Below are 13,313 nucleotides of genomic sequence, written 5' to 3'. Positions count from 1 at the left end.
CTAACTGCTTGAATCCCTTTTCAAAATCCACCATAAGTGAAGCTAACATCACAATTACTCAGATTTTTTTAGGTGAAACTCACTATTTCCTTGCCGTCGACCTTGCAATATGGCCTAATGGGCCTGCCTATAATGCAACGCTATTTATGCAACAAAGTGAAAAGTATACTTCGTTACACCCGCTTCACCTTAAGCGCCGTTGTCCTGAAGAGCTACATCCTTGTCCATAAGCAATCCATTATGTTGGCATGAAGCACGCCCCTGGGCGTTATTGTTCCTAATATTTTCAGGAGACATCCTATGTCTAAAGCAACTGGTACTGTTAAGTGGTTTAACGACGAGAAAGGTTTTGGTTTCATCACTCAAGACAACGGCGGTGCTGACGTATTCGTTCACTTCCGTGCTATCACTGGTGAAGGCTTCAAATCTCTGGCTGAAGGTCAGAAAGTGAAGTTCGATATCGAGCAAGGCCAAAAAGGTCCTCAAGCTGCTAACGTTGAGCGCGTATAAGCCCTCTTCGTAAAAGAACATGATTGAGAGCGCCCTTGTGGCGCTCTTTTTGTTTTCCATGCCAATAAACACGCACCTGCCCGTTTCACTCTGCCTCGCAATTTTTCTTTCCCGGAATTGAAGTTGAAACTTCATCACTTTCATTTTTCCGTCTGAATCCATCAAGCTGATCCGCCTTTGAAATATCCGTTTCATGTTTGCTCTTGCCCTCTAATTTTCCACCTTCGGCAACAGACCTCTTTTTCATGTCTTATATTAACTACACACGAGCATTATTTTTTGTGCAAACCAGTCATTTTGCATTTCAACCCATTCCATCTTGCAGGAGTGAACCATGACGACTGTCGCGAAACTCAACTACCGGAGAAAGCTGGCAGGACTTCCGCTTATCCGCTTCAATTTGCTGCGCCTGAATCCGGAGGATGTTCAGGACCTACGCGATGCTTACGCAGCCATGTATGAAATATCAGACCTCGCCATTGGTGACCGACGGGGTTACTACGCTTTAGCCAGAGGCCATGGATACGATCAGGACCTTTGTCACGATGACAGCCGGACATTTCTGACCTGGCATCGTTCCTACCTCTATTCATTTGAGAAAGCCCTGAACACCGCATTACAGTGGAAACGCAAAGACAAGGAGCTGGAGCTGACGCTTCCCTACTGGGACTGGACACAGTTCAACAAATCCACTCATGCTGCCAATGGACTGCCGAAATTACTCAATGACGCAAGCTACAAACATCAGAACGGCGATACTGTCGAAAACCCGCTGAACCGTGCCAAAAGTTTGTACCGTACCCTCTCGCAAGGTTTAGCCGGTGAAGAACAATACACCCAGCGATTCCCTGCAGCGTTTAAACAGAACATCAACCAATTAAAGGATGATGTTGACCGCTATATGGATAACCCCAACTTTGTGAGTTTTCAGGATGACTTTAACTTTGGCGCCCATGGTGCGATTCACGTACTCGTCGGGGGTATCGACGATTCGCCTTTGCCCGACAACAATGGCGACATGTGGGCCGTCATCTCCGCCGCCTATGACCCATTATTCTGGCTGCATCACAGCATGGTCGACAAAGTCTGGTTCGACTGGCAGACATTGCACCCGGATGCCAATATTCCTCCCCATGTGCTGCAAAAAGTTGTGTACGACGGCAGAGTCGGCAAGGATCTGATCGATGCTGAAACTTCCCTGAAATACATCTACTCCGAGAACTCCGTCGAATCTGCCGTTGCAGCGACGGGAACCACCAATACGCTGCCTGCCCGATCCCTCTCCGCAGCTGCCAGCCATGCGAAAGAACTGTCATTTGGTCTGGTTGAAGGCGGTTTTGTTCGGGCACAGCTTGATTTTCTGCGGCTTCATCCGCCGAAAGACAGCTATGAAATTCGTGCTTATATCGACAATCCGGCCTGCAACGCTGGAACAGGTTATGACGATGACAGTTATTCAGGACGCCTGGTGCTTTTTGGTCACGGTAAATGCCACGGCGCTCCCGGTCACTGCAACCCGGCACAAGCGCTGAGAGATGAATACGACATCCGCCCCAAACATCCCTTACGGTATGAGCATACCCGCTACACGATCGACCTCACCCGTGGACTACGACGATATATCGGCAGGAAGAAGTCGGTGGAAGATCTGAAAATTTATCTCATCGTACTTGATGGCAAAGGCAAGGTGGTTGCCCCGGACAGCATCAAATATGACGGCTGCTCCTTACGGACATTTGCGAAGCAATAAAATTCTTCCCCGTGGTTGAAGCGTTTCACAACCACGGGGAGCTATACTCAGGATCTTATGAAAATTACTGTGCCCCCTCATGCCGCCCGGGATGGCGCGCTTCGTATCTGGCTGCGCCGTATCCCTGTCAGAAGCCAGATCGTCTATGCCTTCCGCTCAGGCCATAGTCAGGATGATAACCATCCTGTCAGTCAGGCCGTTCTCTATGGTCGTGGTGAAGGGTCAAGCGCTTCTGAACGTGTAATGTTGCTTTTCCGGCCCAACAAAAATGAACCGCCTTTCCAGGCTGGCGAAGTTTTAACGCTGAAAGTACACCACACAGATAAAGACGAATTTCAGGAGATTGACTTTGATGTGAGTCACATTGAGTAGCGCTGCGGCTCAACATAACCAAAGGAGATTTTTGAGCAAGCCTAATCAAACTCAAACAGCCTGGTGAACCTGAACCTTCGGGGCATCGCTGCGCGATATAGATTCAGACATCGTCATGGCAGCAGCATTACTGTCGTTTGATTGCAACGACAGAAAACGTATGCCAGTGCTTCTCCTCCCGATCAACGTTGTCCCCGCTTCATTTCGTTCCTGAAATTGAACGATTTCAAATCCCTTGAACAAATGAAGTATTTCTTGTTGACTCAGTGGCGCTGTCGCACTGTGAAATCCGGATGCCCAGCTGTCATCCGTTCCCATAAAATCACCCGAGAAAACACCACCAGCTACGATGCTCGATGTCATGGCTTGCCAGGTGTCTTTCAATCGTATGGGGTCGGCAAAAAACAAACTGGCATGCGCAATGATCAACCCAGCCTGCGGGTAAATAAATTGCTCAAAGGTCGATTGTGAAACATTCACTTTTGGCGTGTGTTCGAAGCGCTCATGGCAGATTGCAACTGATTCATCATTGATATCGAAACCATGCACCTGATACCCCTGCTGCACAAGAAAGGCCATATCACTTCCTGTGCCGCAGCCACAATCAACCGCAACGTTCAAACCCGATTCATTCTGCTTCACCGCAAGTTCAGTTGCGAAAGCATGCTTCCTTGCGATGGCTTTCTCGTAAAATTGACGCCAGTTGTTTTGTTTAACTTGTTCATCCTTGATAGGCACGGTTTTCTCCTTAACGATTTGGGAACATCACAGGCCATTTATCTGCGAAGAGCCAATACCGTAAATTTGTCACTCAATCGATGCTGACATTACTTGATTTATCTTCAACTGCCAAAGCTAAATTTAATGCTTCCAATATTGAAAACCTAAAGACACATGACAGAAATGATGAGAGTAAAAATAAGAACTACCGTATATCAAGATAATATAGACAGTACCCCAAATATTGGGCTGAATGCCTTAATAATTTTTGCTGAAGCCGCGTGAATCAACAGTTTTAACATAAGCCACTCATATCAAATGATTTTTCTTACCTTCCTTGATTGTTCGCACCCGTTTTTATTTGCCCCTTTTTTGTCCCCATAGTTTCAGTTCAAACAGGCGACAAAGCCGGAGCCAGATTTCATTAGATTTTCCTATCTTCCCTTTGTAAGTCTTATCTCACCAAAGGATAAACTTCTAACAAGGTTCTGGACAAAAATGAGTTAGTGCAATAGCTCGAAACCTTGGCTGCTTGTTAGCTGTTAACCCACTTTATTCAGCAACAATACAAATATCTGAAGCATCATAACCTTCTTTAACGAACAAAGCAGGGGGATTCTCTTCTAAGATCCCCTCAAGCATTAATGCAGCTTTAGCTTGTTTAAAGGACTTTTCAACTGACAAACCAAATCCTAGAGATGAATAAAATTGAGCTGAGAATACTTGAGCGGCGTTATCCGTAATAGAAGTATGCATACCAATGGCACACTCAATGTACTCAGTTACATTGCTAGCTTGATTTTTGGAGTGGCATGTATTGAAAAAAACCAGCCTCAAATCGTCGTTAGCAACACTCATTGCTTGTACTATAGATTCCATAGACACAAGCTTTGTTTTTGAGTTATTGTCCATAAGCACCAATTCATCATTAGTACTGCCATGTCCACTAAAATGAACAATTGTTGGTTGGTACTCATTTATGTACTGAAGAATATCTCCAGGTCTTACTGCCCAACAAGACTCTAATTTAACTACATCGCGGTGACGCGATTTTGTAATCATTTCTTTAATTGTCCTGACTTCTTCATCTAAGCCTAACTGTCCTTGATCTCTAGGATTCGAGGCAAGAAAAAGTACAGTAATCTCCTCGGGTAGCGCATTGAGTGAATTAATTGCGTCAGTGTGCTCTGAAAGAGTTCTGTTTACATTATTGAATGCCATAGCTTGCTCGTGTTGGAACTTAGTTTGTTGTTGCTGCAACTTTTTCGCTTCTTTTAGTTCTTCATTAGTCAACTTTCGCTGTTCCGCTTGAAGATCCTTATTTTTCTTGACAATTTTCGCCTCGAATTCTGAAACCTTTTTTTCAACTTTGGCTATATTTTCCTGATTTCGATGAATTTCTTTTAATCGACTATTAATCGTTGCGGCTGACTTAGATGAGTTCATCTGACGAGTAGCAGTTTGTATTTTGCTATTAAAGCCTGTTATCTTTGAATATTCTTTTGATTTCTGTTCAATCAATCGGGCGATTTCATCCTGTTTTCGTGCAACATTTCTTCTATATGTATCGATCATTGCCATATTGCGCCTTCTTTTTTTGTCTAGTGGGCTAACACCGCGTTAGGTAGTGAGCAATTCCGACACACAAACCAAATCCATTGCACCTTAACCAACCTTGAACTGAAAAGACCAAGAGTTGGGAATCACTCTTAAATGCTTTGTATGCCTAAGGATTAATAGAATCCAAACATTAGCTTACAGTGTACTCACGCCATGGTATTTGCGAAGGATGTAAGTTTGCTAAGAATTTCACAATGTCGTTACGACCACGATAAGTAGCACGACCTCTAGAATCTTGCGCCATTAATGTTACTGGCATCCCTGGAAAATGATGCATGAAAGCATTGATTGTTTTCTCACTTTCATGTGCCGAATCAACAACGTATTTTTTCACAACAACAATCGCAAAAGTAATACCTTGCTCTTTAATTACCGCACCTTGGAACTTCATTAGCAACCACCTAAATAGTTAAGTTAATATTCGATGCATAGTGACTTTTTACAGATCACATACTATTTATATGGATCCTCACTTATGAAACTAAATTGCATATTATCAATCATTAAACAATAACACTATTATCCGACTCATGATTCTGTCGGATAACTTTTCGTGAGAAAATACTCATTAGCAGCATTTGTATTAGCTTCTACTCTAAAACATAAAGGGGCATTTCTGAATTACAAAATGCCCATTGCAACAGTTCCGGACAGTAACGGCTTTCAGCTAGTAGCTACTCAGTTACTTGAGAGCGTTTTCTAGATCTGCAATCTCACTCCACTCGACAGCGTTCTCTGGAAGTGGCTTGGTGAAGTCCGTTAGAGCTTCCAGTAGCTGTTTGAGGTTGGCGAATTCTTGACCATTTTCATCACTGATTATCTGTAGTGCTGAGTATGGTTTTTCTGATGTAACTTCTTGGCCAAAATAAGCCTCTTCCAAATTCGGTACTGAAGCTACAAGTCGAATTTTTGCAGTGTCCGGTGCTTGCTCAACCACTTCTAACAAATTCTTGTTAGTTCCCCATGCTGGGTTTGCTTTTGGTTCTTTTCCTTCTTTAGCTTTGCAGAAAGGTCTATCTGAATCATGAAGCAAAGCATATGGGGCGCCAAATTGGTTTAATATCTTAGCCAGAGAAGCTAGTGTTGCTTTTCCTCTTGCACGAACGATATGTGTATCTTTAAAGGTATCAGAGTGCTTCGCTATAACGTGTTTAAACGCTGTGTACTCTGTGTCTCCCTCTACAAGTACGGTCTTACCACCAAAGAAGAACTCAGCTACGTGAGGATCAAAGGTATTTAGAAGCTTCAGTCTTGCTTTATCATCTGGATCAAGTTTGGCTCTCTGCGGTCTGAAAATCGTAGTGCCTTTAATGTTTCCATCACCAGCTCTTTCTACTCTGACTATTGAGGTATTATCTCTAGATAGGTCAATAAACGCAGGGGCATGAGTCGTCACCATGACTTGCCAGTTTCCACTTTTGGGCAAGTCATAAAGAACTTTACAAGCCTCACGAATAGCGTTTGGGTGTAAGCAAAGTTCAGGCTCATCAAGTAAAAGAAGGTGAGGTCTCTCTGCTCCTTTTCCTGCTTTCGCACGCCTTTGTTCAGAGATTATTCTTAAAGCAGACCACAATAACGTTCTTCGAGCACCACTCCCTTGTTTATCGATAGAAGTTTGATGACCATCGGCATGCCCCATACGAAGCTCAGGATCGTTTTTAAATAGGTTGATACATTTTTCAACTTCATCTTCTGGTCTTGCATCAAATTTGACCTCATAGCCCGGAAATACTTCACTGACCATCTTTTTCATTTCAGCTTGAACAGCTTCAATTTCTTGCTCAGTATCTTTGACAACAAGCTTTTGTAGCTCCATGACGTTATGCAGAAGCTTCTGATATGGTGTTAGCTCTTCATCAGCAAGTTCTTCCTCAGATAGTGCTTTAACCCTTTCTGTCAAAACACTCTGTAGCAGTTTGACGATTTCTTTAGACTGGGTTTCAGGGTCGGAGAATGCATCTACCCTATGAGGTTCAGATCTGTATGATTGAGCTACATTAGGAGCTCCCCAAGGTCGCTTAGACTTGTGCCAGTCGTTAGCTTTGGCATCCCAACCTACTCGTAATGGTTTGCCGGGTGCTTCCCAAGTCCATTTCTCTTTTACGTACTTTTCTTCGGTTTCTTCATCAGTCATAACCCATTGTTTGCCCGGCTGACCTTCATCAAAAATGACGGTCTCAATGATAATCTCAGGGAGGTTTTCTGGGTCGATAGATTCATTGGGGAAGTCATGTATTGTTAATAAGCCTGATTTAGAGGCTTCTTCCATGGCTACTTCATACGCTCTAAGAATCGAGCTTTTACCAACGTTGTTTGGTCCAACTAGAACAACAATTTCATCAAGTTCGATTTCAACAGATGTGCTGCCAATGCATCTAAAGTTCTTTATCGATAGCTTTCTTAGTCTTGGTCTAGGGTTATCCATAACAATCTCTTTTAGTGCAAACATTCATGTGCAAGCTTACTATCCCCCAATAGTGCATCAAGTGGCATACCATTACAAAAGGGATAATTAACTTCAATATATTAAGAGCACGACCAGCGGGCTCTGGCTTGACCTTCATTAGCTCAAGTATTGAGAAAGTAAATCGTCAAAGTTTTCAAACTCTTCGCCGCTAACTATTCATCCTTTGGGGTAAAACCTTGCTAAACACCTACACATCCAATAAATCGAAATATAGAACTCCTATTAACCAATTCCACTTTCAATCAATTAAACGTTAATCAAGTCACGTTACACATAACGCTTGCTGAGGATCATCAACAAAAACGGCCGCTTTGGACACCTGTTGGTGATGACCATAGCAGCCGAAAATTTTTTCTTTCGCGAGAGTTGGCCTCGTTTGCAGTATTTTCGCCTCCAGAAGAACCTACGTTTTTTAATACACCTGTCAGGCGATAACGTACACGTATTCCACCCCACCCGCCGGACACGCGTATGCCTGGCGGGTGACATAGGCTTTTTCAGAGAGCCGACGCAGTAACGTACTCGCCCATGAGTTCGACAGGTCACAACGATCCGCTATTTGTGACGGTGTGACCTGCTCACCTTTTTTCATTGAATGCAGCACTCGCAGCTGTGTTTTACTCAGCTTCACCTGTCCAACCTGTTGCGGTACCAGGCGTGCAGCTTGCATCAGACGAGCGTCGATCTGCCCGATTTGAGCATTTTTTTCCATTTTTGAATCATCCTATAAGGTTTATCGGAGGATCTTCAATTGATCCAAATGAAGAGAAGCCTAAGCGGCTATGCGTGACGAAATCGAAATAGGTCATAGCCAGTCTTGCCCGCAGGAATTTAAACAGTCTGGAATGTTCCCTATCTGTCATTTGTTGATTGAACTTGCTTTTCCAATCATTCAGACAGATCCATTGCTGGAAAATACAGACAGAATCATCCTCCAGAACCACGAATTCCCTCCCACCGCCCCTCGTCATTGCAGAATTGCTCCCCGATTCCCGCAATTCCGTCATGATTTGATGTATCAGCCTTGCCTCCTTCAGGGGAGTTGCGGGATACTTACCTATCTTGATTTACAGGCTGTTTCCGTTGATTCGGCAGTCTGAAATCGTCAGGTGTCATCCTTGAACATGCCCGCATTGAACAATCATGAAAGCGTTCGATTTGGACACACAGAGCAAACTTTTGGACGCAGTTTAGACACAAATGCAAACCCAATCCGAGATTGCTCTGGAATGAACGACTGTGCAGAGAAACTGCACAGCACAGAAAAGCCTCTGAGAGAACAAACAGTTACGATGAATTCAGCGGCTTCAGGAAACAACGATGAATGATACAAATATGCCAACATTGTTTTGGTTGGACTACGAAACGTTCGGTGCCAGCCCGGCGACAGACAGGCCCTGCCAGTTTGCCGGGGTGAGAACCGACATGGATTTGAATGTGATTGGTGAGCCGCTGGTGATTTACTGCCAGCCGCCCAGCGATTACCTGCCTTCTCCGGAAGCCTGTCTGATTACCGGTATCACACCGCAGGAAGCCATGGAAAAAGGTCTGCCGGAACACGAGTTCATTGCCCGCATCCATGCAGAGTTATCTAAGCCGAATACCTGTGTGATTGGCTATAACAATGTGCGGTTTGATGATGAAGTCACGCGCTATACCCTGTACCGCAACTTCTACGATCCTTATGCCTGGAGCTGGCAGAGCGGCAACTCGCGCTGGGATATGCTGGATATCATGCGTACCTGCTATGCGCTGCGTCCGGACGGTCTGAACTGGCCGACCAATGAAGACGGCTTCCCGAGTTTTAAGCTGGAAGATCTGTCTGTCGCGAACGGCATTGAACACAGCAATGCGCACGATGCCATGGCGGACGTTTACGCGACGATTGAACTGGCGAAGAAAGTGAAAACCAGCCAGCCAAAGTTGTTCAGTTATCTGTTCAACTTGCGCCATAAACGCAAGTTACAGGAACTCATTGATATCGCGGAGATGACACCGCTGGTTCATATTTCAGGCATGTTCGGCTCTGAATGCGGCAACACCAGCTGGATTGTGCCCATGGCGTGGCATCCGGATAACAAGAATGCCGTCATCTGTGTAAATCTGGCGATGGACCCGGCGCCGTTGTTTGAGCTGGATGCCGACAGCCTGCGCGAGCGTCTGTACACCAAACGTGCTGATTTAGGCCCGGATGAGCTGCCGGTGCCGCTGAAACTGGTACATATCAATAAGTGCCCTGTGCTGGCGCCTGCAAAAACACTGACGGCTGACGATGCAGACCGCCTGGGAATCGACCGGGAGCAATGTCTGGTCAACCTGAAAGCGCTGAAGGCACAACCGCAGATCCGTGAAAAACTGCTCACAGTGTTCAGTCAGGACAGAGAGTTTGCACCGAGCGACAATGTTGATACCCAGTTGTACAGCGGGTTCTTCTCGGCGGCAGACAAATCAGCGATGGACATTATTCGTGAAACCGCCCCGGAAGAGTTAGGCAAGCTGGCGTTGCAAGTCGATGACAAGCGGATGAAGCCGCTGCTGTTCCGTTACCGGGCGCGAAACTTCCCGCTGACCCTGGATCATCAGGAACAGCAGCAATGGAAGTACCATTGTCAGGATTACTTCGAATCGAAGCTGCCAGCCTACATGCAAAACCTGGAAGCAATCGCGATGGAGCACCAGAGTGACGAGCGGAAGATGAAAATTCTGAAATCTGTGTACGAATACGTGGGCAGTCTGGTGTAAAGACTCTGCACGGTAGCAGACGCAGCTCATTAAGGTAAGCGTCTGATCTTCTCCGCTATTTTCAAGACCCCGGACGTCTCTTCGCCCGGGGTTTCTTTTTTCAGACACTTTTCATCCCCTGAAGTTTGAACTTCATGTGAAGGGCATTAACACTTAAAAAAGGTCGCGACGACCTGCAGCTGGTGTTGTCTGTCACGGAACACAGGAATGCGATGACGGCTCAGCCCCGCTGGTTCTCCCATGGTGTATATTGCCAGACTGGTTAAGGAGTCTGTTCGGGCAATAGTTTGGCAGAAGAGATTGTTATGGCAACTGAATCCCTCACCCGCTGTTACCGGTTTAACCGGGTCGATTTCGAACCGGATCTGCGGCTGCTTGTCTGGCCGGATAAGTCAGAGACAGCCCTGACCCTGCACGAATCACGTCTTCTGGAAACCTTGTGTTATTTTGCGGGGGAAGTCATCAGCCATAAAGTCCTGTCTGATAAAACCTTTCTGCCTCAGGATTCACTCTCACAAGTCCAGCAGATTGATCTGGCCTCTGTCTTTAATTCCGTCAGGCGTAAGCTCACGGTGAATGGCATGATGGCAATCCCGGTTGAAGTGCTGCCTCATTATGGTTTCCGGGTCCCCTTACCTAAAGAAACCTGCCGTCATATCCACCGCTTTCACCAACCAACGGCTTTACCTCCCAAACCGCCACGGCATCCTCCCCAAAATGCCGTGAAAACAAGTCGCCCGAAAGTCTCGGCGACTGAACATATTGTCAGGCACAGCCTGATGCATAAGTTGTCTGTCATTTTGCTGGCAGCGGCAGGTGTGGCTATGGTGATCGTGTCGAATATGTAAGCCGTTTGTGTTGGATCAAGTGCAGGCCTCAAAGAATTGTGGTTTAGATCCCACCTTTTTTGTATGATTGCGACACCATTCATCTTCATCCTCGTGTATATGAGCTACTTGCGTTCATTTGCAATCATTGCCATTTTTCTGATGGCCGGGAAAGGATTCCAATCTCTCACACAGATCCCCATTCCGGGCAGCATTCTTGGCATGTTGTTTCTTTTTGCGGCACTTTCTGCCGGACTGCTTCCACCGAACTGGGCCAAGCCCGGATGTCATCTGTTTATCCGCCATATGGCAATTCTGTTCGTCCCTGTCGGAGTCGGACTCATGAATTATCTGGATCTGCTTCAGACCAACGCCCTGCCCGTGCTGCTCAGCACCCTCGGCAGCAGTCTGATTGTCCTATTGTTTGTGGGCTGGTATGTACAGCGTAAGGAGTCGGACTGATGTGGTTGTTCGTCACTCTGATTGTATTCTGGCTGGCCCGTCTGTTGTCGAAGCGTTTTCAGCATCCGGTGCTCAACCCGCTGCTGATCTGTCTGGTGGTCATTATTCCGCTGCTGCTGGTCCTCAACGTGCCTTATGAAACCTACTTTGCAGACAACCGCTGGATTCATTATCTGCTGGAACCTGCAGTGGTTGCACTGGCATTCCCGCTATATGAACAGTTGCCTCAAATCCGCAGCCGCTGGAAAGTGATTGTGACGGCATGTGTGTGCGGCAGCGTTCTGTCCATGCTGGCCGGCACAGCAATCGCGCTGGCACTGGGCGCCGATTTACAGCTGACCGCCAGTATTTTGCCAAAATCGGTCACAACCCCCATCGCCATGGCCGTGGCTCAGCAGATTGGCGGAGTTCCTTCACTGGCCGCGGTCATGGTACTGATCGCAGGTGTCTTTGGCGCCGTTTTAGGTTACCCGCTGTTCAAACTTGCCCGCATCACCCATCCGATGGCAAAAGGCTTAAGCATGGGGACTGTGGCGCATGCGTTAGGAACGGCCAAAGCTGCCGAGGAAAACTACAAAGACGGCGCATTCAGCTCTCTGGCTCTGGTCTTGTGTGGTGTGATTACGGCAGTGCTCGCCCCGGTCATCTATCCGTTGCTGTTATCTGTTTTTCAATAATTCTTTACACATTCCCGGAAGAAGTATCACAAACGCTGTGTGCATCTGCTCCCACAGGAAAGATGCACACTTATGCGATCTTTACTGCATTGAAATTCAGACACATTTCTCACAAAACCTGTGATAACACTCACTAAAATGCAATAAGAATGAAATAACTCAGGATCAATAGTGACTATGATCACAATAATTATTCTTGACTGCTCTAGAATGCTTTAGTGAATTCACATAGGAGAATCACTATGCGCGCTGAAGTTATGGACGCTTTAGGCCAACTCCCGCTCGAACTGTCACAGGCGCTGAAGCCTGTCATGACTGCTCCAGGCTTTGACGCCACTCTGAGCAAAGAAGAATTTGAACACCTGATGACTGTGACTCAGCTGTCAGATGCAGACCTGCGTATTCAGCTGCTGAAAGTTGCTGCTGCCTATTCCATTGCCAGCCTGTCGAATTTCTATGTCGGCGCGATTGCACGCGGCAACTCCGGCAGACTTTACTTTGGTGCAAATATGGAGTTTGAAGGGACGTCGATGTCTCAGACGGTCCATGCGGAACAATCGGCCATCAGTCACGCGTGGCTGAAAGGCGAAACGGGTATCACTGATATCACCGTAAATTACTCGCCTTGCGGCCACTGCCGCCAGTTTATGAATGAACTCAGTACGGCACAAAGCCTCATGGTTCAGTTACCTGAGCGCACACCAAAAGCATTGCAGACGTACTTACCGGAATCCTTCGGGCCTGCTGATTTGGGCATCACCGATTTGCTGTTGTCAGACCATTCAAAAGGTCTGAGCCTGGATTCAGACGATGCACTCCTTCAGGCCGCTTGTCAGGCTGCAGATAAGTCTCACGCGCCTTACAGTAAAAACTTTGCCGGTGTCGCGCTGAAAGCCAAAGATGGCCGGGTCTTCACAGGCATGTATGCCGAAAACGCAGCATTCAACCCAAGTCTTCCGCCCTTACAGGTGGCGATGATCGATATGAATATGGCGAATTATTCGCTGTCAGACATTGCTGAAGCCGCATTGGTTGAGCAGAAGAGCTCTTTAGTCAGTCTGCTGGCTGATACACAAAACACGCTGGAAAGCTTTCACCCGGATATCCAGCTGTCATACGCAGCAATCTGACCCGATAAAAACAGGGAAACTGACTGAAACGGATTC

Annotated in this window: 13 protein-coding genes and 1 pseudogene; 8 read left to right on the top strand and 6 right to left on the bottom strand. The window is 46.4% G+C overall.

Features of this window, described 5'->3' with window-relative positions; genetic code table 11:
* The first annotated feature begins 300 nt into the window (after window positions 1–300).
* On the top strand, window positions 301–510 hold the full coding sequence (locus L4174_RS08150; RefSeq protein WP_036752693.1) for a cold-shock protein: 210 nt from the start codon (window positions 301–303) through the stop codon (window positions 508–510).
* 85 nt (window positions 511–595) lie between these two features.
* Here L4174_RS08150 and L4174_RS08145 read toward each other — a convergent pair whose 3' ends face one another.
* Window positions 596–757 carry a hypothetical protein gene (locus L4174_RS08145; protein ID WP_248140254.1) on the bottom strand — a complete coding sequence of 54 codons (162 nt, stop codon included), beginning with the start codon at window positions 755–757 and terminating at the stop codon, window positions 596–598.
* Between the two features lie 87 nt (window positions 758–844).
* On the opposite strand from L4174_RS08145, the gene L4174_RS08140 reads away from it, so the two are divergent.
* Window positions 845–2,260, top strand: a complete 1,416-nt coding sequence (locus L4174_RS08140) for a tyrosinase family protein (protein ID WP_248140252.1) — start codon at window positions 845–847, stop codon at window positions 2,258–2,260.
* Between the two features lie 57 nt (window positions 2,261–2,317).
* Window positions 2,318–2,632, top strand: coding sequence for a hypothetical protein (locus tag L4174_RS08135; RefSeq protein ID WP_248140250.1), 315 nt, complete (start codon window positions 2,318–2,320; stop codon window positions 2,630–2,632).
* 127 nt (window positions 2,633–2,759) lie between these two features.
* Here the strand turns inward: L4174_RS08135 and L4174_RS08130 are convergent.
* From L4174_RS08130 to L4174_RS08110, 5 genes and pseudogenes are all read right to left on the bottom strand, one after another.
* Window positions 2,760–3,364: pseudogene (locus L4174_RS08130) on the bottom strand (class I SAM-dependent methyltransferase).
* A gap of 540 nt (window positions 3,365–3,904) precedes the next feature.
* The gene (locus L4174_RS08125; RefSeq protein ID WP_248140248.1) at window positions 3,905–4,933 is read right to left on the bottom strand and encodes a CHAT domain-containing protein; all 1,029 of its coding nucleotides are present in this window, start codon (window positions 4,931–4,933) and stop codon (window positions 3,905–3,907) included.
* Between the two features lie 169 nt (window positions 4,934–5,102).
* Window positions 5,103–5,363, bottom strand: coding sequence for a hypothetical protein (locus L4174_RS08120; protein ID WP_248140246.1), 261 nt, complete (start codon window positions 5,361–5,363; stop codon window positions 5,103–5,105).
* A 291-nt stretch (window positions 5,364–5,654) separates the two neighbouring features.
* Window positions 5,655–7,397, bottom strand: a complete 1,743-nt coding sequence (locus L4174_RS08115) for an ATP-dependent endonuclease (protein ID WP_248140244.1) — start codon at window positions 7,395–7,397, stop codon at window positions 5,655–5,657.
* A 466-nt stretch (window positions 7,398–7,863) separates the two neighbouring features.
* Entirely contained in the window at window positions 7,864–8,151 is a 288-nt protein-coding gene (locus L4174_RS08110) for a helix-turn-helix domain-containing protein (protein WP_248140242.1), read from the bottom strand.
* Window positions 8,152–8,759: 608 nt separating this feature from the next.
* On the opposite strand from L4174_RS08110, the gene sbcB reads away from it, so the two are divergent.
* The 5 genes from sbcB to cdd all read left to right on the top strand — a co-directional run bounded on the left by sbcB (window position 8,760) and on the right by cdd (window position 13,277).
* Window positions 8,760–10,181, top strand: coding sequence for an exodeoxyribonuclease I (gene sbcB, locus L4174_RS08105; RefSeq protein WP_248140240.1), 1,422 nt, complete (start codon window positions 8,760–8,762; stop codon window positions 10,179–10,181).
* A gap of 305 nt (window positions 10,182–10,486) precedes the next feature.
* Window positions 10,487–11,029, top strand: a complete 543-nt coding sequence (locus L4174_RS08100; RefSeq protein ID WP_248140238.1) for a hypothetical protein — start codon at window positions 10,487–10,489, stop codon at window positions 11,027–11,029.
* Between the two features lie 63 nt (window positions 11,030–11,092).
* Window positions 11,093–11,470, top strand: a complete 378-nt coding sequence (locus L4174_RS08095) for a CidA/LrgA family protein (RefSeq protein WP_330959483.1) — start codon at window positions 11,093–11,095, stop codon at window positions 11,468–11,470.
* Window positions 11,470–12,147 carry a CidB/LrgB family autolysis modulator gene (locus L4174_RS08090; protein WP_248140234.1) on the top strand — a complete coding sequence of 226 codons (678 nt, stop codon included), beginning with the start codon at window positions 11,470–11,472 and terminating at the stop codon, window positions 12,145–12,147. Before L4174_RS08095 ends, L4174_RS08090 begins: the two co-directional genes overlap by 1 nt.
* A gap of 242 nt (window positions 12,148–12,389) precedes the next feature.
* On the top strand, window positions 12,390–13,277 hold the full coding sequence (gene cdd / locus L4174_RS08085; protein WP_248140232.1) for a cytidine deaminase: 888 nt from the start codon (window positions 12,390–12,392) through the stop codon (window positions 13,275–13,277).
* Window positions 13,278–13,313: the final 36 nt, after the last annotated feature.

It is taken from the genome of Photobacterium sp. CCB-ST2H9, assembly GCF_023151555.2.
Lineage (GTDB): Bacteria > Pseudomonadota > Gammaproteobacteria > Enterobacterales > Vibrionaceae > Photobacterium.
This window is presented reverse-complemented; position numbering and strand designations above follow the sequence as displayed.

Bases quoted from the DNA above. Each gene is read 5' to 3' on its own strand.
- L4174_RS08150 (WP_036752693.1), top strand. From the start codon at position 301: ATGTCTAAAGCAACTGGTACTGTTAAGTGGTTTAACGACGAGAAAGGT.
- L4174_RS08145 (WP_248140254.1), bottom strand. From the start codon at position 757: ATGAAAAAGAGGTCTGTTGCCGAAGGTGGAAAATTAGAGGGCAAGAGC.
- L4174_RS08140 (WP_248140252.1), top strand. From the start codon at position 845: ATGACGACTGTCGCGAAACTCAACTACCGGAGAAAGCTGGCAGGACTT.
- L4174_RS08135 (WP_248140250.1), top strand. From the start codon at position 2,318: ATGAAAATTACTGTGCCCCCTCATGCCGCCCGGGATGGCGCGCTTCGT.
- L4174_RS08125 (WP_248140248.1), bottom strand. From the start codon at position 4,933: ATGGCAATGATCGATACATATAGAAGAAATGTTGCACGAAAACAGGAT.
- L4174_RS08120 (WP_248140246.1), bottom strand. From the start codon at position 5,363: ATGAAGTTCCAAGGTGCGGTAATTAAAGAGCAAGGTATTACTTTTGCG.
- L4174_RS08115 (WP_248140244.1), bottom strand. From the start codon at position 7,397: ATGGATAACCCTAGACCAAGACTAAGAAAGCTATCGATAAAGAACTTT.
- L4174_RS08110 (WP_248140242.1), bottom strand. From the start codon at position 8,151: ATGGAAAAAAATGCTCAAATCGGGCAGATCGACGCTCGTCTGATGCAA.
- sbcB (WP_248140240.1), top strand. From the start codon at position 8,760: ATGAATGATACAAATATGCCAACATTGTTTTGGTTGGACTACGAAACG.
- L4174_RS08100 (WP_248140238.1), top strand. From the start codon at position 10,487: ATGGCAACTGAATCCCTCACCCGCTGTTACCGGTTTAACCGGGTCGAT.
- L4174_RS08095 (WP_330959483.1), top strand. From the start codon at position 11,093: ATGATTGCGACACCATTCATCTTCATCCTCGTGTATATGAGCTACTTG.
- L4174_RS08090 (WP_248140234.1), top strand. From the start codon at position 11,470: ATGTGGTTGTTCGTCACTCTGATTGTATTCTGGCTGGCCCGTCTGTTG.
- cdd (WP_248140232.1), top strand. From the start codon at position 12,390: ATGCGCGCTGAAGTTATGGACGCTTTAGGCCAACTCCCGCTCGAACTG.